The organism is Bradyrhizobium sp. HKCCYLRH3097 (assembly GCF_051167875.1).
In the GTDB taxonomy this organism is placed as follows: Bacteria; Pseudomonadota; Alphaproteobacteria; order Rhizobiales; family Xanthobacteraceae; genus Bradyrhizobium.
Genome location: NZ_JBNPTX010000002.1, coordinates 433372 through 460065, shown reverse-complemented (window position 1 = coordinate 460065; position 26694 = coordinate 433372). Strand labels below are relative to the sequence as shown.

The following is a 26694-nucleotide window of genomic DNA, read 5'->3' as shown; positions in this document are numbered from 1 at the left end:
ATCCAGCGATGACAACATCCGGCGTCTCCCGTCGGGCCGATGACGGTCCCGCATCGTGCGACGAGCTAGCGTTCGCCGTCCGCCGTCCGCCGGGGGAGACGGACGCACGCACGATGCGCCGCCTCCGAGGCGCCGAGGGTCTTGAAATTGGCGCGTGCCTCGGTCAGCGACAGCGCTCCATTGGGACCACCACGGACGAGGTCGGCATCGTGGTCGTCCTGGCCGTCGTCCTCCCAATAGCAGACCGGGCAGATCTCGAACCCGCCGCGCTCACCCAAGGGTGAGGAAGCGGCAGCACGGGCAGCGATAGCGCACCTCCGACGGCGGCTCGGTGACATCGCGATACATCAGGGCGTGATGATGCGAGTCTGAAAGACCTGCGTCAACGGCGAGCCGTCGGCGGGCCAAGCAGCGCGCATCTTTGCGAAGGCGATGCATTTGTCATAACAACTATAGGTTGATATTTTGATCGAGATGGGGACAAATCATCCTCGCCGAATCCGCGAGGCAAGCCTCACGCAGCGTTTCGCGTGGCTTGAGAGACGTGGCGTTTGGCCATGGTTCAGCTCCCGACCGGCTGGATTTCAATCACCAAGGAGTTTTTCATGCGCATTGGCTTTGCATTGTCGACCCTCTCCGTCGTCGTGGGATCGTCCGTTCTCGGCTGGGGCCTGACCGCGCCGCACCCCGCGCAGGCGTTCCTGGAGGACATCTGTATCCCGCGCGTGAAGGACGGCTTGAGGAATTGTCTCGCGCCGGCCAGCGCGTGCCGTAATCCGGCGGAAGCGCTCAACCGGGGCTGCCTGCTCGAGGCGGTGCAGTTCGCCGTCATTCCGCCCGGCCGCAGCATGATCCACGCCGACTCGACCTATTTCATCGCCCAGGCGCTCGGCTATCGCGCCGACGTGGCCTATTGGATCGCCGCCTACAACGAGAATTCCGACTACGCACAATATGCGCCGATCGACCAGTGCGGCGGGCAGGCGACATCGACCAATTCCGGCGCCAGCTACATCACCGCCAAGTTCAACGGCTTCCAGCGCACCAACAACACCACCGACGGGCCACTGTATCATTACCTGCTGAACTTCTCGCCGAACGGGCAGGGCACCGACGTGCACGGCGCCAGCGGCGTGCAGGCGGTGTATCCGTTCCACTATCCGCCCCCCGGCTATCCCGTGACCATCGACAGCGTCTATCAGGGCACGCTGTACGATCTCCGGCAATGGGCGATGAAGCCCGACGACGGCCCGGGCCTGCTGTGCACCGCCGGATACACGGTGCCGAACGGCTCCTCGAACTTCAGCGGCCCGCAATGCCTGGCGAACGTGCCGATCAGCGGCAACGTGCCGCTGCTGGAGAACTACGCCATCGGGCCGGCCATCAACATCACCTCGGGACCGAAGGTGCTCGACAACAGCAACGGCGTCGTCGACTACACCCAGCTCAAGTCCTGGCTGGACGACAAGAGCCGGACGACCGGCGTGCTGTTCGACGACCCCAGGAAGCCGCCGGTGCCGGTGCAGATCGCCCGGATCGGGCTCTATCTGCACTCCCTGCAGGATGCCTCGTCGCACGGCACCTTCTGCGGCGACGACGCGCCGTCGCCGCCGGGCGGCTCGGACGTCGGCAGCTACATGGCCATGAGCTCCGGCAGCATCAAACTCAGCTTCGGCACCTATTGCGCCACCGGGCCGCATCTGGCGAGCCACGTCCAGGAGACCGGCACGGGCGACACCAGCCTGCCGCTGCGCGACTATGTGGCGCTGAACAACACCGTCGACGAGCTGATCCTGTTCGGCAACACCGTCGCCAAGCCGCGCGGCTGGATCGCCAACCCCAGTCTGCTGCCGCCTGATGTCGTCGGGGCCAAGAGCGCGGCCGGTGACAGCGCTGCCGATTTGAAGTCGCGCCTCGTCGGCCGCATCGTGCAGGGCCAGCAATGGTCGCGGGCGGAGGTCTACAACTCTGGCGTGGTCACCCTGCCGCTGCAACGCACCGACGCCCAGGACCGCCTGAACACGATGAACGCCGCGCTGGGGGCCTATTCGAAGCGACTGATCAACGCCAACCCCAAGCTGACCCCGCTGCGGCCGATGCCGGGCAATTCGTTCGACCCGAACGACACGTCGGTGTGTTTCAAGTAGCGCCGCAGGGCGGGCAAAGCGCCGCCGCAAGGCGGCGCGTGCCCACCATTGCGAACCGCCCGTACCCTACGGGCTATCCCGCTCGTCCGAGCCTGCTGATGTTTCGTGCGCCGTTTAGGGGGATTCCGTCGTCGAGAGCGTCTTCCAGAGCAGATATCCGCCCAGCACGATCAGGATCATCGGCATGAGCGGCAACGGCAAGGCAAGAAGATCCCACAGGCCGGCCGCAAGAATGATGACCCCGATGACCACGCCGAACCTGTCGACCTTTAGGCTCCGTTGCGTCCGCATTATCTGTGCGCCCAGGATGAGGACGCCGACGCCCACCAGGAACCAGCCCCAGGGAAGCCCTGCGAGCATGACCACGCCGAGCCAGATGAAGAAGACGGCCCAAGCGGCTGAATCGATTTGACGGTGCGGATCGGGCGCGTCGTGGGATGGGACGAGAGATGCTTGCGAGTCGGCCATGATACTGCCTCCGCTTCTCTGACGATGACAGCTTGATGCGGATTCACTTCGACCCTGTTGATGCAAGTCAACCAAAGCGCGCGGGAAGCGCGTGGTCGTGTCCACAGCGTGGCGCCCGCAAAGCGTACGCCCGCCAGCACGCCCGCCTCGTTCTCCAGCAGATGCACGCCGAACCGCGCCGCCTCGGCGCGCGCCAGCGTCAGCTCCTCAGGATAGATGCGGTGATCAAATTCATGGTTGCCTATCACCATGACGATCGGCGCGCCACGATGTGGAGGTTCATGGCGGGCAGGGAGGTGGAGCCCAGGGCTCGCTGCGTAGGGCGCGTTAGCGAAGCGTAACGCGCCGATCTGGTCGAGCGGCGGATTACGCTCCGCTCATCCGCCCTACGCTTGCTAACGCTCTTGGTCCGGCTGATCAGCACCATCCCTTCTTCCAGTGGCCCGGCGGACAGTGATGGCCGCGCCAACCCACCTTTCGGCCGCGACTCCAGCCGAAGGCCCGGTGACCGCCGCCGCGGCCCCAGCCATGACCATGACCATGGCCATGACCGCCTCTCACCTCGATGAGATCAGAAGCGCCGCGATCGACCTGAAGGGGAGCGCGAGGCAACGCGCTGGCGGGCACGATCAGCGCGGTTGAAATCGATGTTACCAAGATGAAGATCGCTTTGCGCATGTGACTCCCTCGGATGTCTGGAAGATGAACTGAGAGGCTTACGGCTTTTCTGTGTCTTCAAGCGAAAGGGGGGCCGAGAAGCGGGATCGTATCCCGTTCGCGCGCCCACTACTTCCTATGCGTGCTGGAGCCGGTGGTCGTCATGCGCTGGCCGGGAGCGCTCTCGGAATGCCCCGGGCCGGCGGCGGTGTTGCTCTGATGACCGGGCGCGTACTCCGAAGCGCCGGGCGCCGTCGACGTCTTGCTACGCTGCATCTGCTGGCCGGGCGCTTTCTTCGACGCGCCGTGCGAACTTGCGCCGGTCTCTGCGGCGAACACCGGCGAAGCGGCGAACAGAGCCGCCGTCAAGACGATTGCCATCTTCATGAACGAACCTCCTTCGTTGTTGGGTTCGTAGCAAACTGCGGCGTGTCGGCGATCGTTCCGCTGCACCGGCAAATCCTGGGGATCGTGTAGCGGACGCGGTATGATGTTCGGGCGGACTGAGAGTGCATCCGTCTCGGCAACCGCGATCCCGGATGTCGCTCTCGCTCATCCGGGTTACGAACGCTCATTCATGACAGGACCATCACCATGTCCCGCCTGCACCGGATCGACCTGCCCACCGCCGGCCGCCTCGCCATCGCGGCGCGGCCGAGGGCGGAGGACTGGCTGGCGGAGGACATCGCCGCCTGGGTGGGCGAGGGCATCGCCGTCGTCGTCAGCCTGCTAGAGCCGGCTGAGGTTCATGACCTCGGCCTTCAGCGCGAGGCCGCGCTGTGCCAGTCACACGGCATGGCCTTCGTGTCATTTCCGATCCCCGACCGTGGTCTTCCTGAGAGCCGCAGCGTAGCGTTGCAGCTCGCGCACGACCTCGCCGCACGGCTGACGGACGGCCAGACGGTCCTGATCCATTGCCGCGCCGGCATCGGCCGCTCCGCCGTCATCGCGGCCTGCGTGATGATTCGGCTGGGCATTGATGGAGCTGAGGCCTTCGACCGGATCGCCGCCGCACGCGGCGTGCGCGTGCCGGATACGGAAGATCAGCGGGAGTGGGTGAGGACGTTCGAGCGCAAACAGATCGAGTAAAGTGCAGCGTCACCGTAACTCCCGAGCTAGCATCCGTATGGCACGCCAGCGACGACTAACGCGCCGATCGGGTTTACGTGCTATACCTCCGTTAGTCTCTAATCTCCTCTCGATTGGAGAGGCTCTCCATTAGACCTTCTTCAGAGCCGAAGAGCGTGTAGGCGTTAAGATTGTAATCCGATAGCTCCCGCAACACAGCCTTGCGTTCAGTGGCTTTGATGACAAACTTCTTCAGAACATCCTGCTCACGCCCCTCCGGTGAGCTATCGAATACGTTTGAGTGTTGGACGAAAGTCCAGCGTCCGTTTAAGAAATGGACGCAAACTGTATATTCGGATTGCTGAGAGAAGTGTCGCTTGTGGGCGTTAACATACGGGCCAAGTCGATGGATTTGAGGGTGTTCTGAGGAAGAAATCTTAAGCGAGCCAGTTCGCTCCGTGTAAGCAAAAATCGCTACCTCTTGCTCCGGGCCTGTTTCTGTCCGGAATGCGAAATAAGCCGCTACATAGGGAGAGTTTGACCAATCTAGGAGCGGGCTCGGAAAGCTGTGATGCCGGAGGTAAGCCATATACGCGTAGTGCGGCAAATTGCTTAGTGCTCTGCTGAATTCATCGTAATCGCGAGCCAGTACATCAATTTCTGGAATAAAGGGGAGGTCGGCCCATTTGTTGTTTGTTGCCACTTCTGCTTCCGCTTTGATGCGGAGTATCAGATGATAATATTCGGATACGGTTTCGCCGTGGCCACTTCGCTCCAATGTCGTCTCAAGATCCCAGCTCGCGTTAGATTGCCCTCGAAATAGCATTGGCGAGAATGATGGGGCCGCTTGACGGAGTTGTGCAGCTTCGGCCTTGAACTCTTCCCAAGTGCAGTGAATGCCCTCGATCATGTCTCGTCCTAGTGGTGTGTCAGCTATTGGACAGAGTCGCCGTCTTGAAAGCGATCATAGACCGCATCACAGCCCTGGCACATGAACTTGTTTCCGACCGGGAAGAGCTTCTGTTGTTGGCAGTATGTACAAAGCTCCGCGAGGAAGGTGGTTGCGTGCGGTTGAGGTTTTGGGGTCAACACTGCTCGTGCTTCATCCACGATCTTGCGAACTCTCGCAGCAGCAGCAGGCCGTTCTAGTTCCTCTTGCAGTTGTTCGAAGTAAATGCGTGCTGCTGCTAGGCTGATGCCGGCCTGGACTGAGAGTTCGTCCGCGGATAGCGCCTGGCGAGCCGTTTCGTCGTTGACGAGAAAGGCTGCTCCGAAAACCATGGCTTGATGCTCGGCGGATTTGAATTTAGGAATCCACCGAGACGTCGAGTTTCCGCTGCGACGTCTTGGCAGCGCTGCGCCTTGCATGAGCTTGGTTATATGCAGGGTCGCGTGCCCGAGTTCGTGGCAAATTGTGAACCTCGCGTATCCGTCACCCAAAAAGGCTTTGTGCCGGATGCGCCTCGGGATCTTTATCAAGACCCGCGATCCGTCATAGGTGGTCAGCCCCGAATCGCCGGGCAGATCTTCGTCTGAGGTGACTTCAAGCTTAAATGGCTTTGGTCCGTGAATAGTCCAGATGTTTGGAATCTGCTCAAGTATCAGTGGATCTATACGTACGGCATCGCCAAGTCCTAAAGACCGGCGTTGGGTCTTTGCGTGAGCGCGAATTTCTATATCCCGCAGTGGATCAACCAAATAGTCGTCGGCTGACATCAGCTACCTCGCTTTTGAATTGGCCCCCCTCAGACACCTATATTGTAAAATGCCCGGGCGTTTACCCGGGCATTTCCAATTCCAAATTTTGTCACGAACACCCCGTCGTGCTTCCGCACGTATCGCACTTCATGCAGGTCCCGTTCCGCACCAGCGTGAAATTCCCGCACTCCGAGCACATCTCGCCTTCGTAGCCCTTGGCCTTGGCTTCGGCGCGGCGCTCGGCCTTGGAGGCCACTTGGGTGTTTGCCGTGCCGGCCTTGCTCCATTGCAGGGCCTCGAGCTTCTCGGTAGGCGAGAGGTCGTGCTGCGGCTCCTGCTTCAGGGCGACGGCGCCGTCGAGGGAGTCGCCGGCGCGGGCGTGGGAGAGGGCGGTGAGATTCACCCCACCCCGATCGGAAGCGGAGCTTCCGATCGACCCTCCCCCTGCAGGGGAGGGGGACGAGGAGCCGCCGCGCATCACCACGAGGTTGTCGGTGCGGGAGCGGGTCAGGCCGCGCGAGACGTATTTCGTGGCCTGCTGGCTCGGGCCGTCCTCCGACGGCTTGCCTTCGTCGACGCCGCGGCCGAGCGCGTCGAAATTGCTCTCGGACGGATCGACATGGGCGAGGTCGAAGCGCGACATGTAGCTGACGGCGAGCTCGCGGAACACGTAGTCGAGGATCGATGTCGCATACTTGATCGAGTCGTTGCCCTGCACGGGACCGGCCGGCTCGAAGCGGGTGAAGGTGAAGGCGTCGACATACTCCTCCAGCGGCACGCCGTACTGGAGACCCAGCGACACCGCGATGGCGAAGTTGTTGATGAAGGAGCGCAGCGCCGCGCCCTCCTTGTGCATGTCGATGAAGATCTCGCCGAGGCGGCCGTCGTCATACTCGCCGGTGCGCAAATACACCTTGTGGCCGCCGACGACCGCCTTCTGGGTGTAGCCCTTGCGGCGATCCGGCATCTTCTCGCGCTCGCGCATCACGACGATGCGCTCGACCAGCTTCTCGACGATCTTCTCCGAGACCTGCGTGGCGCGCGCCGCCATCGGCTTGTCGTAGAAGGACTCGACCGCATCGTCCTCGTCGTCATCGTCGGCGATGAGCTGCGAGTTGAGCGGCTGCGACAGCTTCGAGCCGTCGCGGTACAGCGCGTTGGCCTTCAGCGCGAGCTTCCACGACAGCAGATATGCCGCCTTGCAGTCCTCGACCGTGGCGTCGTTCGGCATGTTGATGGTCTTGGAGATCGCGCCCGAGATGAACGGCTGCGCCGCCGCCATCATGCGGATGTGGCTCTCGACCGAGAGATAGCGCTTGCCGATCTTGCCGCAGGGGTTGGCGCAGTCGAACACCGAATAGTGCTCCGCCTTCAGATGCGGGGCGCCCTCGACCGTCATCGCGCCGCAGATGTGCACGTTGGCGGCCTCGATCTCGCGCTTGGTGAAGCCGATCGCGGTGAGCAGGTCGAAGGTGGGGGCGGCGATCGCCTCAGTGGTGACGCCGAGCTGCTTGACGATGAAGTCCTCGCCGAGCGTCCACTTGTTGAACACGAACTTGATGTCGAACGCGGTCGGCAGCGCCTTCTCGACCTTGGCGATGGCCTCGTCGGTGAAGCCCTTGGCCTTCAACGTGGTGGCGTTGACGCCGGGGGCGTTCGACAGCGAGCCGTGACCGACCGCATAGGCCTCGATCTCGGCGATCTCGCTCTCGCGATAGCCGAGCACGCGCAGCGCCGCGGGCACCGCGCGGTTGATGATCTTGAAGTAGCCGCCGCCGGCCAGCTTCTTGAACTTCACCAGCGCGAAATCAGGCTCGATGCCGGTGGTGTCGCAATCCATCACCAGGCCGATGGTGCCGGTGGGGGCGACCACGGTGACCTGGGCGTTGCGGTAGCCGTTGGTCTCGCCGAGCGCGAGCGCGTCGTCCCAGGCCTGGATGGCGTGGCTGACGAGCGAGACCTGCGGGCAGTGGGCGTGGTCGAGCGGCACCGGGGCGACCGAGAGCGCCTCATAGCCGGTCGCCTCGCCGCGCGCGGCGCGACGATGGTTGCGGATGACGCGCAGCATGTGCGCGGCGTTCTTCTTGTAGCCGGGGAAGGATCCGAGCTCGCCGGCCATCTCGGCCGAGGTCTTGTAGGCGATGCCGGTCATGATCGCCGAGAGCGCGCCGCACAGCGCGCGGCCTTCCTTGGAGTCGTAGGACAGGCCCATGGTCATCAGCAGGCCGCCGATATTGGCATAGCCGAGGCCCAGTGTGCGGAACTCGTAGGACAGCTCGGCGATCGCCTTCGACGGGAACTGCGCCATCAGCACGGAGATCTCGAGCACGACCGTCCAGAGCCGGCAGAGATGCTCGTAGGCGCCGACGTCGAAGTGCTTCGTTTCCGTGTTGTAGAACGTCAGCAGATTGGCCGAGGCCAGGTTGCACGCGGTGTCGTCCAGGAACATGTATTCCGAGCACGGATTGGACGCGCGGATGTCGCCGGACGCCTTGCAGGTGTGCCAGTCGTTCATCGTGGTGTTGAAGTGCAGGCCGGGATCGGCCGAGGCCCAGGCGGCGTGGCCGATCTTCTCCCAGAGGTCCCTGGCCTTCAGCGTCTTGACGACCTTCTTGTTGGTGCGGCCGATCAGGCTCCAGTCGCCGTCGGTCTCGACCGCGCGGAGGAAGTCGTCCTTCAGCGACACCGAGTTGTTGGAGTTCTGGCCGGACACCGTGAGATAGGCTTCCGAATCCCAGTCGGTGTCGTAGATCGGGAAGTCGATGTCCTTGTAGCCCTGCTTGGCGAACTGGATGACCCGCTTGATGTAGTTGTCGGGCACCAGCGCGCGGCGCGCGAGCTTGATCTCGCGGCGGAGCGCCGGGTTCTTCTCGGGATCGAAGCAGTCGTCGCCGGAGCCCTCGCAATTGACGCAGGCCTTCATCACGGCCTTGAGGTGCTTCTGGTTGATCTTGGAGCCGGTGACCAGCGCCGCGACCTTCTGCTCCTCCTTCACCTTCCAGTCGATATAGGCCTCGATGTCCGGATGGTCGGCGTCGACCACCACCATCTTGGCGGCGCGGCGGGTGGTGCCGCCCGACTTGATCGCGCCGGCAGCGCGGTCGCCGATCTTGAGGAAGCTCATCAGGCCGGACGAGCGGCCGCCGCCCGACAGCCGCTCGCCTTCGCCGCGCAGCCGCGAGAAGTTGGAGCCGGTGCCGGAGCCGTATTTGAACAGGCGCGCCTCGCGCACCCACAGGTCCATGATGCCGCCGTCATTGACGAGGTCGTCCTCGACGCCCTGGATGAAGCAGGCGTGCGGCTGCGGATGCTCGTAGGACGACTTCGACTTGGTCAGCTTGCCGGTCTTGTAGTCGACGTAATAGTGGCCCTGGCCGGGGCCGTCGATGCCGTAGGCCCAATGGAGACCGGTGTTGAACCATTGCGGCGAGTTCGGCGCGACCATCTGCTTGGCGAGCATGACGCGGAGCTCGTCATAGAACGCCTGCGCGTCCGCTTCCGAGGAGAAGTAGTTGCCCTTCCAGCCCCAATAGGTCCAGCAGCCGGCGAGACGGTCGAACACCTGCTTGGCCGAGCGCTCGCTGCCGTAGCGCTCGTTCTCAGGCAGCGCGGCCAGCGCCTCGGTGTCGGGCACCGAGCGCCACAGCCACGACGGCACGCTCTCTTCCTCGACCTTCTTCAACTTGGCGGCAACGCCGGCCTTGCGGAAATACTTCTGCGCCAGCACGTCGGAGGCGACCTGCGACCAGAACTCGGGGACCTCGACATTCTCGAGCCGGAACACCACGGAGCCATCCGGATTCTTGATCTCGGACGTGGTCAGGCGGAAGTCGATCCCTGCATAGGGCGACTGTCCTTCGGTGGTGTTGCGCCGTTCAATCCGCATCGCGAGCCCCAATAGTTCTTGCCGGACCGCGCTTTGCGGCCGGGATCATTGCATCCAAGGGCGACGGCTGGAAGTCCCCGGACGCTGCCGGAAAATTCGTCTGCCGCCGCAGTTCAACCGGTTGCCCGGTCCGCATCTGTTCAGCCTCGAAGACGAAGGCCTTGCGCCGTTGTCCGGCGTCTCGCCCCGTCTTCCTGCGCGGGGCGTGCAGCCCGTCCGCTGCCCGCACCGTCCGTTCTCAACGCGTCACTCCCGCCGTTCTGCTCCGTCGTCCCTGCAGGGGAGGCCCCACATCTAGTGGGTTCCCCGTTGGGGCGCGTCGGCGCAGCGATGGTCTACAGGGCAGACGGCGACCCACGCCCGCTGCCGTGGCGACGGCGGCGTGGTCGTCTTCGAACCCTCTCGAGGGAAGCGGCCGGCCAGACCCGAAACATGACTGTGCGCCGAACCGGGCCGGAAGCTAGGACGACTCCGCTCCACCCGTCAAGGACTAGTACGGGTTCCTAAACCAAACACTAAATATGGGGGAAAGTACGGGATAACCAGGGCGTGTGCCGGTATCGTGATGGCCGTAACTATCGGCGAGTCCTCGCGGATTCGAAACCGAAAAAATTTGTGCCGCAGGCTGTCCACAGCGCTTCGTCCCGCTGTTCACAGGGGCAGATTTATTCGCGTGCGAATGACGTGTTTCGCTTGCATCAGCGGGACTCACGGGCGCCTACGGAGCGTTCGCGGGGCAGGCATGCCCCACAATCCCTGGTGTGGCCCGGAAAACGCCGGCAAGCTCATCGTCCCACGGACGGCGCCGGTGATTCCATGACAGACAAGCCAGTGGCCAGCGGGCGGATCACGCCCGCCGGGCTGATGTTCCTCGCCATCACCTCGCTCGGCTGGGGCTTCAACTGGCCGGTCACCAAGCATCTGGTCGGCGTGCTGCCGCCGCTCACCCTGCGCGGCACCACCGGGGTGGTGGGCGCGGTGTTGTTGGCGCTGCTGGCCGTCATCCGCAGCCAGAGCCTCGCCGTGCCGCGGGAGGTCTGGCCGCGGCTGATCCTGGCCGGGATGCTCAACGTCACCGCCTGGATGGTGCTGATGGGGCTGGCGCTGCTGTGGCTGCCGGCCAGCGAGGCGGCGCTGATCGCCTACACCATGCCGGTGTGGGCCTCGCTCTTGGCCTGGCCGATCCTCGGCGAGCGGCCGACGCTGTTGCGCGTGCTCGCGCTGGTGCTGGCGTTCGCGGGACTGGCTTCGATCATGGGCAGCAACGGGCTCACCGCCAGCCGCGACAAGCTGCCGGGCATCCTGATGGTGCTCGGCGGCGCGTTCGGCTTCGCGCTCGGCACGGTCATGGCCAAGAAGCTCCCGATCAGGCTGCCGCCGCTGTCGGCGGCGGCCTGGCAGATCGGCATCGGCTGCGTGCCGATCGTGCTCGTGGGCTTCGCGGTCGAACATTCCGACTGGACGAAGCTGGATCAGCTCGACTGGGCGCTGATGTTCTATTCCACCGTGATCCAGTTCTGCGTCGCCTATGTCGCCTGGTTCGCGGCGCTGTCGCGGCTGCCGGCCTCGGTGGCGGCGATCGGCACCATGGCGGTGCCGGTGATCGGCGTCCTGGCCTCTGCGATCGCGCTGCGCGAGCCCCTCGGGGCAGGGCAGGTGGCCGCGCTGGCCTTCACGCTGGCCGCGGTGGCGATGGCGACCCGCGGCTAACGCCAGCCGGCCGCCGGCTTGCCGTCCAGCGCCCGCCGCACCATCTGCGCGAGCTCGGCGCGGCGATAGGGCTTGGTCAGCAGCAGCGCGTCCGGCACGAGCTGCCGGTTCTCGACCATCTCATCGCCGGTATAGCCGGAGGTGTAGAGTACTGGGAGCGCGGGGCGCGTGGTCATGATGGTTTCGGCGAGCTGCCGGCCGCTGATGCCGCCGGGCATGATGACGTCGGTGAACAGCAGGTCGAAGGGCTGGTTCCGCGCGGCGATGGCCAGCGCCTCCGAGGCCTGCGAGGCGACGAGGGTGGTGTAGCCGAGGCCCTGCAACTGAGCGAGCACGAAGTCGCGCACCAGCGGATCGTCCTCGACCACCAGGATCGTCTCGCGGCCATGCGGCAGCGCCTGCTCGTGCTCCGTCTCGATCTGCTGCGTCGCCTGCGCCGCCGGCAGATAGAGCCGGATCGTCGTGCCGCGGTTCTGCTCGCTCTGAAGCTTGACGTGGCCGCCGGACTGCCTGACGAAGCCATAGACCATGCTGAGGCCGAGACCGGAGCCCTTGCCGGCATCCTTGGTGGTGAAGAACGGCTCGAAGGCGCGGTCCTTCACCTCCAGCGGCATGCCGCTGCCGGTGTCGCTGACCGCGACCATGACGTAGGAACCGGGCACGATGCCGGGATTGGCCGCTGCATGGGCCGCGTCGAGCGTGGTCTTCGCCGTCTCCAGCAGCAGCCTGCCGCCATCGGGCATCGCATCGCGCGCGTTGATCGCCATGTTGACCAGCGCGTTCGCGAGCTGCGCGGAATCGACATGGGCGATGAGATCCTCGTCGGCGAGAACGGTCCTGATCTCGACCTGCTCGCCGAGGGTCGGCCGCAGCAGCTTGGCGATGTCCTCCACCGTGGCGTTGACGTCGATGTCGCGCGGACGCAGCGGCTGCTTGCGGGCGAAGGCGAGCAGATGCCGGATCAGCTCGGTGCAGCGATCGGTGGCCCTGCCGATCAGGGCTGCGAACTCGGCCGCCGCCGGCCGGTCCTGCACCGCGTCGATCAGGACCTCGATCGACCCGGTGATGATCGTCAGCATGTTGTTGAAGTCGTGCGCGACGCCGCCGGTGAGCTTGCCGATGGCATCGAGCTTCTGCGCCTGCTGCAGCAGGCGCTCGGTCTCGTGCACGTCGGTGACGTCGTGATACACCAGCGCGGCGCCACTGATCGCGCCTGCGGAATTGCGCAGCGGCCGCCCGCTGACCATCAGGCGAAACTGCGGCCGGCCGTCGGTCGGCTTGACCACGACCTCGCGGCGGTCGAACGACAGCCCGCACAAGGCGCGCGCGATCGGGAGCTCCTCGTCGACGATGCGGGTGACGGCGTCGCTCTCGTAGAACTGGTTGGCAGCCTGCATCTCGGCGAAGGTCTTGCCCACATTCGTTCCCAGGAAACGTCCCATCGCCTGGTTCGACAGCATGATCGTGCCTTCGGGATCGACGACGAGGACGCCCTCGGCCATGCTGTTGAAGGTGTTCGTGAGAATGGCGGAGAAGCGGCGCAGCGCGTCATAGGCGGCGGCGAGATCGCTGCGCTGCTGCACGGCCTGGGCTTCCAGCGAGGTCGCGGTCTCCCGTGACCGGGTGAGGGACGAGCGCAGCGCCCGGTCGGAAAGATGAGCGCGCCGGACGAGATAGGCCGACATCAGGAGCAGCAGGCCGACGCCGGCGAGGTCGATCGCCAGCAGCCAGGATCCGGTTCGTCGCGAGATCGTGGCGCGGTCCGCCAGCAGCCGGCGCTCCTCATCGGTAAAGGCGTCGAGCGCCTGGTTGATCGTCGTCATCGCCGCCGGACCGGCCGCGCTCGCCGCCAGCGCCTCCGGGCCGTCGCGATCGTTCGCCGCGTGGCGACGGATCAGCTCGCCGGCAAGCTGAATACGCCGCTGCACGATGCCATAAATCGATCGCAGCCGCTCGCTCTGCGAGGAATTGTCCCGGACGAGCTCTCGCAGGTCCGCCCAGGCCGCAGGAATAAGTCCACTCGTCGCCTGAAACTCTGCGATGAACCGGTCGGCTCCGGACAATGCGAAGCCGCGCGAGGCGGCTTCTGACTGTCGCAGCAGGGCGCGGAGCTCGGAGGATTTCTCCAGCACCTCCATCGTGTGCTCGACCAGGGCGGTATCGTTGCGCGCCTTGATGTCCAGTCCCGTCGACGCGGCGCCGATCGCGAGCAGGGTTCCAAGGCCAAGCCCGATCACCACCCGCCGGCGGATCATCGGTGGCCTCCAATGGCGCGGGATGCCGTCGCGTCCTGCCAATTGCATGGGGTAGGTTTCCATTGGAATTTGTGGCGCCCAGCTCCGTGACGATCGCAGTTCCGATCTGCGCGATGGTCAAGTCAGGAGAAGTGAGCGCGCGTCGGCGCGTCCTCGGAAAAGGCGTTCTCGGCCAAGGCATCATCGGCCAAGGCGTCATCCACGGGGCCTGCCAGCGCCAGCCGCACCATCTTGGCGAGCTCCGACTTGCGATAGGGCTTGGTGAGCAGCAGCGCAGCCTGGTCGAGGCGACCGTGCTCGACCATCGCATTGTCGGTATAGCCGGACGTGTACAGCACCTTGGTGCCGGGCCGCTGCCGCAGCGCCTCCTCGGCGAGCTCCTTGCCGTTGACGCCGCCGGGCATGATGACGTCGGTGAACAGGAGATCGAAGCTTTGGCCGGAGTCGATCTTGGCCAGCGCCTCGACCCCGGTCGATGCGGTGATGGTCTTGTAGCCGAGGCTCTGCAACTGTGAGACGACGAAGTCCTGCACCAGTGGATCGTCCTCGACGATGAAGATGGTCTCCTCGCCGCGCGGCGGCGGGGGCTCGGGCGGAGCAGGGCTCGCAGCCTGTCCCTTGGGCACAGGGATGTAGAGCCGGATCGTGGTGCCCCGTCCTTCCTCGCTGTAGATCTTGATGTGGCCGCCGGATTGCTTGACGAAGCCGTAGACCATGCTGAGGCCGAGGCCGGAGCCCTTGCCGGCTTCCTTCGTCGTGAAGAAGGGTTCGAAGGCGCGGTCGCGGACCTCCGGCAACATGCCAGTACCCGTGTCGCTGACGGCGACCATGACATAGGGGCCGGGCGTCACGCCGGCGTTGGCTGAGGCATAGGCCTCATCGAGCTCCACCCTGCGCGATTCCAGCAGCAGCTTGCCGCCATTGGGCATCGCGTCGCGGGCGTTGATCGCCATGTTGACCAGCGAGTTGGCGAGCTGCGCCGAATCGATGTGCGTGATCAGCGTCTCCTCTTCGAGGATCGAGTTGATCTCGATCTGCTCGCCGAGCGTCGGACGCAGCAGCTTTGCGATGTCGAGAATCGTGCTGTTGACGTCGCTGTCGCGCGGATGCAGCGGCTGCTTGCGGGCGAAGGCGAGCAGATGCCGGATCAGCTCGGTGCAGCGGTCTGCCGCCTGTCCGATCAGCGCCGCGGTCGCCGCGGCGGCGGGGCGGTCCTTCACCTCGTCGGCCAGCGTTTCGATGGTGCCGGTAATGATCGTCAGCATGTTGTTGAAGTCGTGTGCGACGCCGCCGGTGAGCTTGCCGATCGCATCCAGCTTCTGCGCCTGCTGCAGCAGCCGCTCGGTCTCGTGCGCCGTGGTGATGTCGTGATAGACCATCGCCGCGCCGGTAATGCCGCCCGCGGCGTCGCGCAGCGGGCGGCCGGAGATCATCAGCCGCAGCGTCTCGTCCCGGTCGGGCCGGTAGACGATCAGCTCGCGGCGGTCGAAGCTCTCGCCCCGCAACGCTCGCGGCGTCGGCAGGTCGTGTGCTGCGACAGGCGTCACGCCGTCGCTTTCGTAGACGCGGAGGCGCGCGCGGACGTCGGCCAGATTCTTTTCCGGGCTGTAGCCGAGCAGATGTTCGACCGCGGGGTTCGAGAATACCACGGTGTCGGTGGCATCGATGACGAGCACACCCTCTGCCATGCTGTTGAACGTGTTCTGCAGGATCTCGGCGGAATGGCGCAGCTTCTCATGGGCGGCGATCAGGTCGAGATGCTGCTGCTCGGCCTTTTCCGCCAGCGAGTTGGCCTCGGCTTCGGAGCGGACCAGCGACGCGCGCAGCGCACGATCGTGGAGATAGGTCCGCCGGATGAGGTAGAAGGCGATGATCAGCAGCAGCGCGAGACCGCACAGGTCGATCGTGAGCAGCAGCGATCCGGTGGATTTCGACGTCATCGAACGCTGCGTCAGCAGCTTGCGCTGATCGGCAACGAAACGGTCGAGATGGGCCGTGATCTCGCTCATGGTCGCCGGCCCTTCGGCGCGGCTTCTGAGGGCTTCGAGCCCCGCACGATCCGAGGCGGCGTGCAACCGGATCAACTCCGCAGCGAGCTCGACCCTGCGGACAATCAGGGCTTCGGTCTCGGTCAGAAGCTTCAGCGGTTCGGGATTGTCGGCCACGGCGCGCCGCAGCTCGGCCATGGCGACCGGAATTCTCGTGCTGACATCGGCAAACTCCGTCCTGAATTGATCGTCACCGACGAGTGCGTAGCCGCGAGAGGTCGCTTCCGCTTCGCGTAGCAGCAGACGCAGATCGGAGGTCTTCTGCAGGATGTCGAGCGATGAATTCACCCAGGCCGCGTCGTGGCGCGACTTGATGTCGAGCGCCGTGGACGCGGCCCCGATCGCCAGCAGCGTTCCAAGACCGAGCCCCAATGCGAGGCGCTGATAGGTCATCTGCGTTTCTCAATCATCGACATGTCCGCCAGCTGGGCCGGGGATCATCGCGGCCAGCCCCATGCATCCGAGTTTCGATGCAGCTGCGTCCAAGCAGTGAAGATATGTCGGCAAGGCGCGCCTCCTTGTTCGAAGTTCTTGGCGCGTTCGCGGGCGGCAGGCCCAAGCTGCTCACCCGCGGCGTTTGCACTGCGCGAGTCCCGCGAAAATCCATGTGTCCATCAACTGATATCAACCAAGCCTGCGAAGCGGCCAAACGGGCAGAATCACGAGCTCAAACAATATTGGACCGAAACGGGACGATCATCTGCACGTCGCGGGGCACATTTTGGAATATGGGCGAAAATCGGCCTGCAACGTGGCGCATTAGACACAGAACAAACAACAATACGGCACGAAAAAGGCGGCGAGCATAGGCTCGCCGCCCTCTGTTGTCGCAGCTACTATGTCAGACTCTTACGGACATGGATGGCGAAAGCCATCATAACCGAGATAGGTTCCCGAAGCCGGATCATACGAGCGGTACCTGCGTGCGCAGTAGCTCGGGTCGACGCCTTCGGTTCCAACGATGGCGACAGGCGCGGAGTCGTCATAGTACGAGTAGTCGGAGTAATAGTCGGGCCCGTAATAATACGGATCGTTGTAGTAGGCATAGCTGCTGCCCAATCCGATCCCGACGCCAACGCCGACACCCGGCCAGAAGCCGCCGCCGCGGTGATGCCAGCCGCCACGGTGACCGCCCTGCCAGCCGCCGCCACTCCAATTGCCGCCGCTCCAGTTGCCGCGGCCGCCACCCGTGTTGACGGCGACGTTGGCGCCGGCCGCCGGACCGCGACCCGCCAGCGCTGCGCCGCCAACGGCTGCGCGTCCGGCGAAGCTGCCGCCGCTCATCCCGGCGCCACCCGGGCCCGCCGCAAAGCCGCCGCGTCCGCCGCCGCCGATCGCTCCGCCGCCGCCACCACCGACGGCCGCGCCACCGCCCCCGCCGACGGCGGCACCACCACCGCCGCCCGGACCACGACCGCCGCCGCCGGGACCCTGGGCAAAGCTTGTCGTCGCTGCCGCCAGCGGCAGAATCAGCGCCACTGCCGCCGCAGTGCTCCATCTCTTCAGTCTGGTCATCGCTATCGCTCCATCAGGGGGGGAAAGTGACCTAACCGCAGGCCCGCGGATGTCGTTCCCCGCCGCGAACCGATACATCGTCGCGGGCGGAGGCGGTGCAACACTGGACAAGATGCGGGCGGGGTGGCATCAGAACCGGGACCTTCACAGAACCGGCCCCAAGCCCATGAAACAGTTCTTTCTCAAGCTCTTCACGTGGTGGAACGGCCAGACTTTCGGCACGCAATTGTGGACCTGGCGCTTCGGCGAGCTCGTGGGGCAGGATGCACAGGGCAACCGCTATTATCGGACTGCCGGCGGCAAGATCGACCCGGTGCTGCATTTCGAGCGGCGCTGGGTGATCTATAACGGCCTGGCCGAAGCCAGCCGTATTCCGCCCGAATGGCACGGCTGGATGCATCATATGGTCGACGTGCCGCCGACTCAGGAGGGCTACAAGCCGCGCGAGTGGGAAAAGCCGCATGAGCCGAACCTGACGGGGACTGCGCTGGCGTATCGCCCGGCCGGCTCGACCTTGGGCAGCGGTCGCAGGCCAAAGGCCACCGGTGATTATCAGCCCTGGACTCCTGGCGGCTGATTCGATTTCGCTCGAGATGACCCGATCGGAAAAGGCCGCCCCGAGCTCCGGGCGGCCTCTTTACTTTCGGGAGCCTGCCAAGCCTGCGCTACGCCGGGTTGGTCCTGAGGGCGGCCGCCGCATGCTCCGCCGCCTCGATTCGCCGCTTCCGGAACGGTGCGATCCGCTCCAGCATGCGTGACACCACCTCGGACGGCGCCGTGTCGGGGGATCCAGCGGTGAAAGGGGGCGCCGGATTGTATTCGAGCCTGAGCTGGATTGCCTCCGCCGTCTGACGATCGACCAACTGCGCCACCAGGGTCAGCGCGAAGTCGATGCCGGCCGTGACACCGCCGCCGGTGATCCGGTTGCGGTCGATGCAGACGCGCTCGGTGCTGACGGTTGCCCCGAACAGCGGCAGGCACTCGCGCGCGCTCCAATGGGTCGCCGCGCGATAGCCATCCAGCAGGCCGGCGGCGCCGAGCGCGAGCGAGCCCGTGCACACCGAGGTGACGTACCTGGCTCCTTCGGCCTGGCGGCGGATGAAGCCGATGACCTCGGTGTCATCGAGGATGGCGTCGACGCCGAAGCCGCCGGGAATGCAGATCACGTCCGCCTGCGGACAGTCAGCGAAGGTGGTGGTCGGCATCAGTGTGAGGACCGAGTCGGTCGGAATCGGCTCGATCCTCTTCCACGCCAGATGCAGTGTCGCCCCCGGCACGCTGGAGAACACCTGCACCGGACCGGTGAGATCGAGCTGGGTCAGATGTGGAAACAGGACGAGAGCGATCGAGAGCGGTTGGGCCATGGCGGTGCTCGCAGGTGTGGTGCTTGACGGCGGGCATTCTGCATGGTCCGCTGGATGGCGCATATGCCAAAGTTCCCTCGTTTCCGGACGGGCTTGGGATTTCACACTTAGGCTCACGGAGCCATCCACCATGATCGGCGTGCTCATCTACCCCGATTTTCAGCTGCTCGACGCCGCCGGACCGATCTCGGTGTTCGAGATCGCCTCGCGTTATGCGCGCGCCGCGCCATCGATCAGGGTCGTCGCCGCCACGCCCGGACCCGTGCGGTCGTCGTCAGGGGCCGAAATGCTGGCGCGCAAATTCGGTCCGGTGTCGGCGCTGACCACGCTGCTGATCGCCGGCGGCGAGGGCGTGGAAGCTGCGAGCCGCAACGCATGCACGCTGAACTTCGTTCGTAAGGTCGCGCAGCGGGGCACCCGGCTTGCCAGCATCTGTTCCGGCGCCTTCGTGCTGGCCGAAGCGGGCCTGCTGGACGGGCGGCGCGCGACCACGCATTGGCAGCGCACGCGGCAGTTCCTGCGAGCCTACCCCCAAGTGAAGCTCGAGCCTGACAGCATCTACGTCCGCGACGGCAATGTCTGGAGCTCGGCTGGGATCACTGCCGGCATCGATCTCGCACTCGCCATGGTCGCCGACGATCACGGCGAGGAGATCGCGCAGAAGACCGCACGTCAGCTCGTGCTGTATCATCGCCGCAGCGGCGGGCAGTCGCAGTTCTCCTCGCTGCTGGAGCTGAAGGCGCCGAGCGGCCGCTTCGCCGAGCTCCTGACCTGGGCGCGGGAGCATCTCGATGCGCCGCTGACGGTCGACGACCTTGCCGAGCGTGCCGGCATGAGCACGCGGCATTTCACCCGCGCCTTCGTGGCCGAGACCGGCACGACGCCGTCGAAGGCGATCGAGCGTCTCAGGCTGGAGGTGGCGCGCGATCGCGTGCAGGCTTCGCATCAGCCGATCGAGCTGGTGGCCGAGGCGACCGGCTTTCGCGATCCTGAGCGGATGCGCCGCGCCTTCATTCGCGCCTTCGGCCAGCCGCCGCAGGCCCTGCGGCGCGCGGCACGCCTCACCGCCTGACCTGGATCAGTGGACGAGCGGCCGCGGGCGACGATCCTCGATGGCAGTTGAGACAATTTAAAGTTGTGTGACATGCGCGAAGCGCGCATAGTACGCGCATTGCCACTTTGTCCATGGAGGATACGATGCGCGTATTTCTGTCCCTGATTTTGTTTGCTGCTGCCGCGGTCGGCAGTGTCGACAGCGCTTTTGCGGCAAAAGCCGAAGTCACCGGAATGTGCGTCTGCAAGAAAGGCGGCAGCACGATCGAGACCTATAGCGAGACGATCTGCGTGAAGAACGATCATGCGGGCTGCACATCCGCGAAGGTCGCCTGCGTGAATGCCTATGCCGCCACCTGCAGCGGCAAGGGCGGCACGATTTCACAGTCGACCAACAAGTGCAAAGTCGGCGCCAAGTGCTGAGCGGCGAACTCAGCCGTTCGACCTGGACGTTCTGAACGTCTGAGGCGCAAGAAGTCCCGCGCGACGGACATCGGCGCATGTCCGTCCGCGTGTTGGCATCGGCAGGTGTGAGACCTATAGTCCGCCCCGCGAAACCGAGGGGTAGACGAGGCGCGATGCGTGTCACCATCATCACCGGCAGCGGGGCCGGCATCGGCGCTGCGGTGGCGCGCCGCGTGGCCGCACCGGGGCAGGCCTTGATGCTGCACGGGCAGGGGGCTGACGAAGCAGGTCTCGCGCGTCTGCGGGACGTCGCCGCGGCGTGCCGGGAGGCCGGCGCCGAAGCCGAGTTTCATTGCGGCGATCTGGCCAGGCAGGGCGTTGCCACCGAGCTGGCGGCTGCGGCACGAACGCGGTTCGGCCGGATCGACGCGGTGGTGCATGCTGCCGGCTTTGCCGACCGCCGCAGCTTTCGCGATCTGCCGCGCGACGGGCTCGACCGCTCACTCGCAGTGATGCCCGCGGCATTTCATGAGCTCGCCAGCGCCGCGCTCCCTGACCTCGTGCAGAGCACCCATGCGCGCGTGGTCGCGATCTCCAGCTTCGTCGCGCACCGCTTCGTGCCGGGCGGCACCTTCCCGGCCTCGGCCGCCGCCAAGGCGGCGCTGGAGGCGCTGGTGAAATGCCTCGCCATCGAGCTGGCTGCGTGCGGCGGCACCGCGAATGTCGTCGTGCCCGGCTATACGCGCAAGGATGCGGGACGGCTCGGCTCGCTCGATCCGGCCGCGTGGCAGACGGCGGCGGCGGCCAATCCGCAACAGCGCCTCGCCGAGCCCGACGACATCGCCGCGGCCGTGACCTTCCTGCTGTCGAAAGACGCCGGCCACGTCACCGGCGCGGTGCTGCCGGTCGATGGCGGCCTGACCCTGATGTAAGCAGCAGATGGATCGAGAGACGATGGAGCGTATGCAGCAGACAGCCGACGTGGTCGTGCTGGGAGCGGGGATCGTCGGCGTCTCCTCCGCCTACGCCATCCGGGAGCGCGGGCTCTCGGTGGTGCTGGTCGACCGCAAGGCGCCGGGCGAGGAGACATCGTACGGCAATGCCGGCATTCTCTCCTCCGGTTCGATCCTTCCGCTCAACAAGCCCTCGCTGTTCAAGGCCCTGCCGTCCTATCTCGGCAACAAGAGCGCGGCGCTGCGCTGGGATCCGGCATGGACGCTGCGCAATGTCGAATGGGTGCTGCGCTTTCTCGCCAATGCCGTGGAGTCCCGCGTCAAGCCGCGCGCCACCGCGCTGCATGGCCTGATCGGCGCGTCGCTGAAACTGCATCGCGACTGGATCGTTCGCGCCGGCGAGCCGCAGCGGATCCGCGAGACCGGCTGGCTCAAGGCGTGGCGCAGCGACGCTGTCGGAGCGGCCAAGGCGGAGCAGGCTCTCCTGGCCGAATACGGCATCAAGAGCGAGCTGCTCGACCGCCAGGGCATTTCCGCGCTCGAGCCTAATATGCTGCCGGTCTACAAAGTGGGACTGCTGCATAGCCAGACCGCGTCGGTCGACTCGCCCGGCAATGTGACGAAAGCCTATGCGCGGATGTTCGAGGGCGCGGGCGGCGTGCTGCGGCAGTCCGAGATCAGGGCGGTGCTGTCCGACGGGGACGGCTGGCGTGTCGTGCTCGGCGACGGCGAGATTCGCGCCCGTCATGTCGTGGTTGCGCTCGGTCCCTGGTCGCCGGACATTCTCAGGTCGCTCGGCTACCGGGTGCCGATGGCGTTCGAGCGCGGCTATCACCAGGAGTTCACGCCCAACCCGGCGCGCATGTTGCACCGTCCGATCCACGACGCCGAAGGCAGCTTCCTGATGACGCCGATGGAGAACGGCGTGCGCGTCACCTCCGGCGTCGAGCTGACCAATCGCGATGCGCCGTCGAATTTCGCCCAGCTCGAGCAGGTGGTCCCGCTGGCGCGCGGCGTGGTCGAGTTCGGCGAGGCCGTGGCCCAGCCATGGCGCGGCGCGCGGCCGACCTTGCCGGATTCGCTGCCGATGATCGGGCCGGCGCCGCGCCATTCCGGCCTGTGGCTTGCATTCGGCAATCAGCATATCGGTTTCACCACGGGGCCGGCCACGGGCGCGGCGATCGCCGCGATGATCACGGGCGAGGCGCCGTCGTTCGACGTCTCCGCCTTTGCTCCGAGCCGGTATCTGTGAGGGGCCGCGACCGCGTCACGCCGGAGCTGCGATGAACTATACCTGGGATTTCGCCATCCTCGCCAAGTACAGCCATCTGTTCTGGCTGGGGCTCGGCTGGACCATGGCGTATACGCTCGGCACCATCCTGCTCGGCTCGGTGATCGGGCTCGTCGTCGGCATCGTCAGGCTGCGCCGTCCGGTCGTGATCGACTGGCTGCTGATCGGCTATATCGAGCTGTTCCGCTGCACCCCGCTGCTGGTGCAGATCATCTGGTTCTACTACGCGTTCCCGGTGGTGATCGGCGTCAACATTCCGGCGCATGTCGCCGCGGTCACCGTGCTGTCGCTCTACGCCGGGGCGTTCTATGCCGAGATCGTGCGCGGCAGCATCGAGAGCGTGCCGCGCGGGCAATGGGATGCGGCGCGCGCGCTCGGCCTGCGTCCGTGGCGGATGATGCGGCTCGTGATCCTGCCACAGGCCTTGAAGCCGATGCTGGCGCCCTACGTCAACCAGTCGGTGACGCAGTTGAAGAACACCTCGCTGGTGTCGGTGATCGCGGTGCCCGATCTCGTCTACAACGCGACGCTGATCAACGCCGACACCTATCGGCCGCTCGAGGTCTACACCATCATCGCGCTGATCTATTTCGCGATCCTGTTTCCGGCGACGCTCCTGGGCCGCCGCTTCGAGCGCGGCATGACGTACGACAAGGCGTGAGGCGATACATCATCGAATGCCTCCGTGTCATTGCGAGCGAAGCAATCCAGGGCGGCACGAACGGTCCTGGATTGCTTCGTCGCTGTGCTCCTCGCAATGACGCTCGGAGAGAGCGTGGCTTCGCTTAGATGTTCACCTCGACCGGCACGTCCTCGGCCTTGACGCCGGCCAGCCCCAGGCCCTTGACGAACCATTCGCGCATCTGGCCGATGCCGCGGTTGTAGTCGATCCACACCGCGAGGAAGTCGCGCCAGCGCTTGTCGGCCTCGCGGCGCACGCCCATGCTGGAGGGGATCGCGACCGAGGGCGACTGCAGGATCTTGTAGGAGCCGAGATTGGGGTTCTTGGCGATTGCGGTGAGGCCCAGGATCAGTGCGTTGACGACGACGTCGACGCGGCCCGAGGCCATCTCCAGCATCACTTCGTCGCGCGACTTGAGCGACTTGATCGTGGCGTTGGGAGCAAAGCGCCGCGCCACCGCCTCGTTGGCCGAGCCGACGTCGACGGCGATCTTGACCTCGGGCTTGTTGATGTCGGCCCAGGTCTTCGCTTCCATGCCCTTCTTCAGCATGGCGCCGAACGGATGCGGGAACACCGTGCCGCAGAAGTCGATGACCAGCGCGCGCTGCGGCGTCGGGTTGAGGGCGAAGCCGAGATCGATCTTGCCGGCCTGCAGGTCGAGCACCGAATTGCCGTAGGTCGACTCGACATATTCGAGCTTCACGTCGAGCAGCTTGGCGATGTCGTTGGCCATCTCGATCGAGAAGCCCGACCAGGTGCCGGTGGCAAGATCCTTGTTGAAATAGGGCAGCTCGCCCGGCAGCACGGCGATGCGCAGCACCTTGTTGGCGCGGACGCGGTCGAGCGTGTTGTCGGCCGCTTGCGCCGAGGCGGGCGTCGTCGTCATGGCGGACGCAAGCGCGGCACCGGAGCCGATGGCGAGCGCGTAGCGCAGCGCATCGCGGCGGTCTTCGGAAATTTTCTGATCGTCTGACGTGGTCACATCATCCTCCTGCACCAACAGGCACGGAGCGTAGCGCCGGCCTTGCACGCCAGCAACAACCATGTCGGCCTTGATAGTAAGCGGCTCGCCGTCGCGTCATGCCGGAGCGGCCGCATGCCGTTGCTGCTCTGCCTCATTCCGATGCAGGATTGATCAAGCCGTGATCGGTCCCGCCCGATGGAAGCGGCCTTGGACGCAGGCGCTCGGCGAGCGGGCGCAACAGTTGCGGCGCAAGGTGGATCGGGAACTGGCTCATCGCGAAGTACAGCCAGGTGGTGCCGGGGATCGCGCCCTCGGTCGCCGCGAGCATCAGCCCCATGTTGCGTAGCGACACCATCATGCCGAGCGCCATGGCGCGTTCGCGGCCCGCGCCGCGAAACAGCAGCATCGTGGTACCAAGCAACAGCAAGAACACGGTGAAGGCGAGCAGTGCCAGTCCCAGCATGCGGAACGGGCTCGCGGTCAGGTCGGCCAGGAAATGAGCCATGATGGCGGAGGCGAACACGAACAGGATGAGGACGTTGACGCCATCGATCGGCGCGCGATGGCGGCGGATCGTATCGATGCCGAAGGCAAGGCGGATCGCGGCGGCCGCAGCCAGCGCGCCCGCAAGGATGGCGGCGAGCTTCAGCCCGAGCGCGGCCGGAGACAGTGACAATGTCTCGCCCAAAAACATATAGGCGAACAGCGGCGCCGTCAGCGGCACCAGCGCGGTCGAGGTCACCAGCGTGATGAGAACGAGCGTCGCGTCGAGCCCCATCAGCGCGGCGAGCGCGGGCGAGGCCATCATCGGCGAGGCCGTCCCCTGCAGCATCAGCGCGAGATACAGGTCGGGTGCTGTGGCATCGACGCCCGTGATGCGCCCGATCGAGCCGACCAGCGCCGGCACGGCGATCGTGGTCCAGGCCGTCGCGGCCACCACCAGCAGCGGGCGGCGCAGATGCGCTGTTAGCATCGCGACGTCGACGCGCATGAACGAGATGCAGAGCAGCAGGAAGATCGCGTGCGTGACGTAGGGGCGCGCCAGCTCGCCGAGCGGCGGCACGGCGATCGCCGCCAGCAGCACCGCGACGATGGCGCGGGTGCCCTGATTGCCGAGCCAGCTCAGGGCCTGCAGAGGAAAAGCGAGAGGCCCGAAGGACGGCATCTTCATTCCGAACGCTGTGAATCAATGAACGCGCGAACCATGCGTTGGCCGCGCGTTCATGCAAAGTCACATCTGGTTACGGACGATGTCGGCGCCTGCTCATCACTGCGCGCTGGAGCCGCCGACCACGATCTTCTCGTTGAGCTTGAAGTCGACGGTCTGCACCGTCTGGTCGATCTCGGCATTGGGCATGCCGAGCTGCTGCGAGATCAGCTTCACCAGAAGGTCGACGCGCTCGATGAACGGCGCGCCCGCGGCGACGGCCCGCGCGGCCGACGACGGCTTGAGCAGGCTCTCGGCCGCCTTGGCGTATTTTTCGAACGGCACCTGGTCGCTCGGATCTGCGCCGAGCTTGCGCGCGATGGCATCGACGTGCTCGTAGATCGATTTCGACTGGGCGAGATTGCCATGAACGGCATCGCGGATCGCCTGCGGCTCGCCGCGCGTGATGCAGCGATAGTTGCCGGTAAGCAGCATCGACCACTTCGCCAGCGGCACGAACAGCGAGTCGAACACCTTCAGCTTCACGGGGACGTCCTGGCCGTCGAGCCTGACTGCGTCGATGTCGCGCTCCAGCTCACGCAGCAGCGCATTGTGCTTTTCGTCCTCGAACGCGGCGGCCTTGAAGTTGGTCGGCAGGCCGACATGCAGCACGTTGGCGGCTTCCTCCGGCGGACGGAAGGCCTGCGGATCCGGCGAGCACAGCGTGACCAGCCCGGGCGTGAAGCGTTCCCACACCGCGGGATTGGTGTAGGCCTCGTCGAGGTCGACGTTGGCGAGCGCCGGGATGCGCTTGAGATAGGGCAGCGGCGGCATGTTCATGATCGAGAGGCACGGCAGCTTGGCCTCGGCGATCTTCACCATCAGCACGCGAATGGTGTGGTTGGTGTACTGCGGCTCCTGCATCGCAAGACCGACCAGGTCGTAGCGCGACAGGTCGACGCTATCGGGCGTGGCCGCGTCGAGCTTGCCCGGCAGGTCGCGCGAGAAGATCGAGCGATGCGCCGGCTCGTCGCGCAGCTTGATGCGGACTTCCGTGCCGTCGCGGTTGATCAGCTCGGCTGTCTTCTTGCGGCAGACCAGCGTCACGTTGTGGCCGGCCATCAGCAGCTTGGTGCCGAGGAGGGAGCCGTAGGAGGCCCCGAGAATCAGAATGTTGCGTGCCATACCTTGGTCGTCCCCAGAGATCGGTTCGAGATTTTGCGTTCGCGTTTCTTGTTGGCGATCCAGCCGTACCGACGAGTCCGTCAGGCGTCCGGCAGGAGCGGACGGATGCGGTAACCCATTGCCTCGGTTGCTGGCATACCAGAGCTTTCATCCCACGGAATGCGCCGTCTGGCAAGGTGCAGCGCACTCGTGCGGCAT

At 65.4% G+C, this 26694-nt stretch carries 23 protein-coding genes; 9 read left to right on the top strand and 14 right to left on the bottom strand.

The window, feature by feature from the left end:
• Positions 1 to 65: 65 nt before the first annotated feature.
• Entirely contained in the window at positions 66 to 278 is a 213-nt protein-coding gene (locus tag ACQR0U_RS07715) for a CPCC family cysteine-rich protein (RefSeq protein ID WP_315751723.1), read from the bottom strand.
• A 327-nt stretch (positions 279 to 605) separates the two neighbouring features.
• On the opposite strand from ACQR0U_RS07715, the gene ACQR0U_RS07710 reads away from it, so the two are divergent.
• Positions 606 to 2147: a hypothetical protein gene (locus ACQR0U_RS07710; RefSeq protein WP_434842980.1), complete on the top strand. Its 1542-nt coding sequence runs from the start codon at positions 606 to 608 to the stop codon at positions 2145 to 2147.
• A gap of 114 nt (positions 2148 to 2261) precedes the next feature.
• Here ACQR0U_RS07710 and ACQR0U_RS07705 read toward each other — a convergent pair whose 3' ends face one another.
• From ACQR0U_RS07705 to ACQR0U_RS07695, 3 genes are all read right to left on the bottom strand, one after another.
• On the bottom strand, positions 2262 to 2615 hold the full coding sequence (locus ACQR0U_RS07705; protein WP_434842981.1) for a hypothetical protein: 354 nt from the start codon (positions 2613 to 2615) through the stop codon (positions 2262 to 2264).
• A gap of 417 nt (positions 2616 to 3032) precedes the next feature.
• Complete coding sequence (locus tag ACQR0U_RS07700; RefSeq protein WP_316188384.1) at positions 3033 to 3293, bottom strand: hypothetical protein; 261 nt, start codon at positions 3291 to 3293, stop codon at positions 3033 to 3035.
• Between the two features lie 108 nt (positions 3294 to 3401).
• Positions 3402 to 3659: a hypothetical protein gene (locus ACQR0U_RS07695; RefSeq protein ID WP_315751721.1), complete on the bottom strand. Its 258-nt coding sequence runs from the start codon at positions 3657 to 3659 to the stop codon at positions 3402 to 3404.
• Between the two features lie 207 nt (positions 3660 to 3866).
• Between ACQR0U_RS07695 and ACQR0U_RS07690 the strand changes: the two genes are divergently transcribed.
• The gene (locus ACQR0U_RS07690) at positions 3867 to 4361 is read left to right on the top strand and encodes a phosphatase domain-containing protein (protein WP_315774609.1); all 495 of its coding nucleotides are present in this window, start codon (positions 3867 to 3869) and stop codon (positions 4359 to 4361) included.
• Between the two features lie 91 nt (positions 4362 to 4452).
• Here ACQR0U_RS07690 and ACQR0U_RS07685 read toward each other — a convergent pair whose 3' ends face one another.
• From ACQR0U_RS07685 to ACQR0U_RS07675, 3 genes are all read right to left on the bottom strand, one after another.
• The gene (locus ACQR0U_RS07685) at positions 4453 to 5250 is read right to left on the bottom strand and encodes an FRG domain-containing protein (protein ID WP_434840994.1); all 798 of its coding nucleotides are present in this window, start codon (positions 5248 to 5250) and stop codon (positions 4453 to 4455) included.
• Between the two features lie 23 nt (positions 5251 to 5273).
• Positions 5274 to 6056, bottom strand: a complete 783-nt coding sequence (locus ACQR0U_RS07680) for an ImmA/IrrE family metallo-endopeptidase (RefSeq protein ID WP_434840995.1) — start codon at positions 6054 to 6056, stop codon at positions 5274 to 5276.
• A 91-nt stretch (positions 6057 to 6147) separates the two neighbouring features.
• A complete protein-coding gene (locus ACQR0U_RS07675) occupies positions 6148 to 9924 on the bottom strand; it encodes a vitamin B12-dependent ribonucleotide reductase (protein ID WP_434842982.1) in 3777 nt (1258 codons plus the stop codon).
• A gap of 816 nt (positions 9925 to 10740) precedes the next feature.
• Here ACQR0U_RS07675 and ACQR0U_RS07670 point away from each other — a divergent pair.
• Positions 10741 to 11634 (top strand): DMT family transporter, encoded by an 894-nt coding sequence (locus tag ACQR0U_RS07670; RefSeq protein WP_434842983.1) that lies wholly within the window; start codon positions 10741 to 10743, stop codon positions 11632 to 11634.
• Here ACQR0U_RS07670 and ACQR0U_RS07665 read toward each other — a convergent pair.
• From ACQR0U_RS07665 to ACQR0U_RS07655, 3 genes are all read right to left on the bottom strand, one after another.
• Positions 11631 to 13889, bottom strand: a complete 2259-nt coding sequence (locus tag ACQR0U_RS07665) for a CHASE3 domain-containing protein (protein ID WP_316192626.1) — start codon at positions 13887 to 13889, stop codon at positions 11631 to 11633. The two genes, ACQR0U_RS07670 and ACQR0U_RS07665, sit on opposite strands and share 4 nt — an antisense overlap.
• Positions 13890 to 14011: 122 nt before the next feature.
• Positions 14012 to 16330, bottom strand: a complete 2319-nt coding sequence (locus tag ACQR0U_RS07660) for a CHASE3 domain-containing protein (RefSeq protein WP_316170454.1) — start codon at positions 16328 to 16330, stop codon at positions 14012 to 14014.
• 456 nt (positions 16331 to 16786) lie between these two features.
• The gene (locus tag ACQR0U_RS07655; RefSeq protein ID WP_316170455.1) at positions 16787 to 17452 is read right to left on the bottom strand and encodes a BA14K family protein; all 666 of its coding nucleotides are present in this window, start codon (positions 17450 to 17452) and stop codon (positions 16787 to 16789) included.
• Between the two features lie 166 nt (positions 17453 to 17618).
• Between ACQR0U_RS07655 and ACQR0U_RS07650 the strand changes: the two genes are divergently transcribed.
• Positions 17619 to 18029, top strand: a complete 411-nt coding sequence (locus ACQR0U_RS07650) for an NADH:ubiquinone oxidoreductase subunit NDUFA12 (RefSeq protein ID WP_315712239.1) — start codon at positions 17619 to 17621, stop codon at positions 18027 to 18029.
• 88 nt (positions 18030 to 18117) lie between these two features.
• On the opposite strand, the gene ACQR0U_RS07645 is transcribed toward ACQR0U_RS07650, so the two are convergent.
• A complete protein-coding gene (locus ACQR0U_RS07645) occupies positions 18118 to 18816 on the bottom strand; it encodes a DJ-1/PfpI family protein (RefSeq protein WP_316170456.1) in 699 nt (232 codons plus the stop codon).
• A 130-nt stretch (positions 18817 to 18946) separates the two neighbouring features.
• On the opposite strand from ACQR0U_RS07645, the gene ACQR0U_RS07640 reads away from it, so the two are divergent.
• The 5 genes from ACQR0U_RS07640 to ACQR0U_RS07620 all read left to right on the top strand — a co-directional run bounded on the left by ACQR0U_RS07640 (position 18947) and on the right by ACQR0U_RS07620 (position 23179).
• On the top strand, positions 18947 to 19888 hold the full coding sequence (locus ACQR0U_RS07640; RefSeq protein WP_315712236.1) for a GlxA family transcriptional regulator: 942 nt from the start codon (positions 18947 to 18949) through the stop codon (positions 19886 to 19888).
• 125 nt (positions 19889 to 20013) lie between these two features.
• Positions 20014 to 20292 carry a hypothetical protein gene (locus tag ACQR0U_RS07635; RefSeq protein WP_315712234.1) on the top strand — a complete coding sequence of 93 codons (279 nt, stop codon included), beginning with the start codon at positions 20014 to 20016 and terminating at the stop codon, positions 20290 to 20292.
• Between the two features lie 155 nt (positions 20293 to 20447).
• Positions 20448 to 21206, top strand: coding sequence for an SDR family NAD(P)-dependent oxidoreductase (locus ACQR0U_RS07630; RefSeq protein WP_315751710.1), 759 nt, complete (start codon positions 20448 to 20450; stop codon positions 21204 to 21206).
• 22 nt (positions 21207 to 21228) lie between these two features.
• Positions 21229 to 22479: an NAD(P)/FAD-dependent oxidoreductase gene (locus ACQR0U_RS07625; RefSeq protein ID WP_316170457.1), complete on the top strand. Its 1251-nt coding sequence runs from the start codon at positions 21229 to 21231 to the stop codon at positions 22477 to 22479.
• A 31-nt stretch (positions 22480 to 22510) separates the two neighbouring features.
• Entirely contained in the window at positions 22511 to 23179 is a 669-nt protein-coding gene (locus ACQR0U_RS07620) for an amino acid ABC transporter permease (RefSeq protein ID WP_315712227.1), read from the top strand.
• A gap of 124 nt (positions 23180 to 23303) precedes the next feature.
• Here the strand turns inward: ACQR0U_RS07620 and ACQR0U_RS07615 are convergent, their stop codons facing one another.
• The 3 genes from ACQR0U_RS07615 to ACQR0U_RS07605 form a co-directional block, all read right to left on the bottom strand.
• Entirely contained in the window at positions 23304 to 24182 is an 879-nt protein-coding gene (locus ACQR0U_RS07615; protein WP_315712225.1) for a transporter substrate-binding domain-containing protein, read from the bottom strand.
• Positions 24183 to 24315: 133 nt separating this feature from the next.
• Positions 24316 to 25329 (bottom strand): Na+-dependent transporter, encoded by a 1014-nt coding sequence (locus ACQR0U_RS07610; protein WP_434872118.1) that lies wholly within the window; start codon positions 25327 to 25329, stop codon positions 24316 to 24318.
• Between the two features lie 102 nt (positions 25330 to 25431).
• The gene (locus ACQR0U_RS07605; RefSeq protein ID WP_315826854.1) at positions 25432 to 26496 is read right to left on the bottom strand and encodes a ketopantoate reductase family protein; all 1065 of its coding nucleotides are present in this window, start codon (positions 26494 to 26496) and stop codon (positions 25432 to 25434) included.
• Positions 26497 to 26694: the final 198 nt, after the last annotated feature.

What these genes read in the sequence shown, in the direction of transcription:
- ACQR0U_RS07710 (WP_434842980.1), top strand. Translation starts at nt 606, where the DNA reads ATGCGCATTGGCTTTGCATTGTCGACCCTCTCCGTCGTCGTGGGATCG.
- ACQR0U_RS07705 (WP_434842981.1), bottom strand. Translation starts at nt 2,615, where the DNA reads ATGGCCGACTCGCAAGCATCTCTCGTCCCATCCCACGACGCGCCCGAT.
- ACQR0U_RS07700 (WP_316188384.1), bottom strand. Translation starts at nt 3,293, where the DNA reads ATGCGCAAAGCGATCTTCATCTTGGTAACATCGATTTCAACCGCGCTG.
- ACQR0U_RS07695 (WP_315751721.1), bottom strand. Translation starts at nt 3,659, where the DNA reads ATGAAGATGGCAATCGTCTTGACGGCGGCTCTGTTCGCCGCTTCGCCG.
- ACQR0U_RS07690 (WP_315774609.1), top strand. Translation starts at nt 3,867, where the DNA reads ATGTCCCGCCTGCACCGGATCGACCTGCCCACCGCCGGCCGCCTCGCC.
- ACQR0U_RS07685 (WP_434840994.1), bottom strand. Translation starts at nt 5,250, where the DNA reads ATGATCGAGGGCATTCACTGCACTTGGGAAGAGTTCAAGGCCGAAGCT.
- ACQR0U_RS07680 (WP_434840995.1), bottom strand. Translation starts at nt 6,056, where the DNA reads ATGTCAGCCGACGACTATTTGGTTGATCCACTGCGGGATATAGAAATT.
- ACQR0U_RS07675 (WP_434842982.1), bottom strand. Translation starts at nt 9,924, where the DNA reads ATGCGGATTGAACGGCGCAACACCACCGAAGGACAGTCGCCCTATGCA.
- ACQR0U_RS07670 (WP_434842983.1), top strand. Translation starts at nt 10,741, where the DNA reads ATGACAGACAAGCCAGTGGCCAGCGGGCGGATCACGCCCGCCGGGCTG.
- ACQR0U_RS07665 (WP_316192626.1), bottom strand. Translation starts at nt 13,889, where the DNA reads ATGATCCGCCGGCGGGTGGTGATCGGGCTTGGCCTTGGAACCCTGCTC.
- ACQR0U_RS07660 (WP_316170454.1), bottom strand. Translation starts at nt 16,330, where the DNA reads ATGACCTATCAGCGCCTCGCATTGGGGCTCGGTCTTGGAACGCTGCTG.
- ACQR0U_RS07655 (WP_316170455.1), bottom strand. Translation starts at nt 17,452, where the DNA reads ATGACCAGACTGAAGAGATGGAGCACTGCGGCGGCAGTGGCGCTGATT.
- ACQR0U_RS07650 (WP_315712239.1), top strand. Translation starts at nt 17,619, where the DNA reads ATGAAACAGTTCTTTCTCAAGCTCTTCACGTGGTGGAACGGCCAGACT.
- ACQR0U_RS07645 (WP_316170456.1), bottom strand. Translation starts at nt 18,816, where the DNA reads ATGGCCCAACCGCTCTCGATCGCTCTCGTCCTGTTTCCACATCTGACC.
- ACQR0U_RS07640 (WP_315712236.1), top strand. Translation starts at nt 18,947, where the DNA reads ATGATCGGCGTGCTCATCTACCCCGATTTTCAGCTGCTCGACGCCGCC.
- ACQR0U_RS07635 (WP_315712234.1), top strand. Translation starts at nt 20,014, where the DNA reads ATGCGCGTATTTCTGTCCCTGATTTTGTTTGCTGCTGCCGCGGTCGGC.
- ACQR0U_RS07630 (WP_315751710.1), top strand. Translation starts at nt 20,448, where the DNA reads ATGCGTGTCACCATCATCACCGGCAGCGGGGCCGGCATCGGCGCTGCG.
- ACQR0U_RS07625 (WP_316170457.1), top strand. Translation starts at nt 21,229, where the DNA reads ATGGAGCGTATGCAGCAGACAGCCGACGTGGTCGTGCTGGGAGCGGGG.
- ACQR0U_RS07620 (WP_315712227.1), top strand. Translation starts at nt 22,511, where the DNA reads ATGAACTATACCTGGGATTTCGCCATCCTCGCCAAGTACAGCCATCTG.
- ACQR0U_RS07610 (WP_434872118.1), bottom strand. Translation starts at nt 25,329, where the DNA reads ATGCCGTCCTTCGGGCCTCTCGCTTTTCCTCTGCAGGCCCTGAGCTGG.
- ACQR0U_RS07605 (WP_315826854.1), bottom strand. Translation starts at nt 26,496, where the DNA reads ATGGCACGCAACATTCTGATTCTCGGGGCCTCCTACGGCTCCCTCCTC.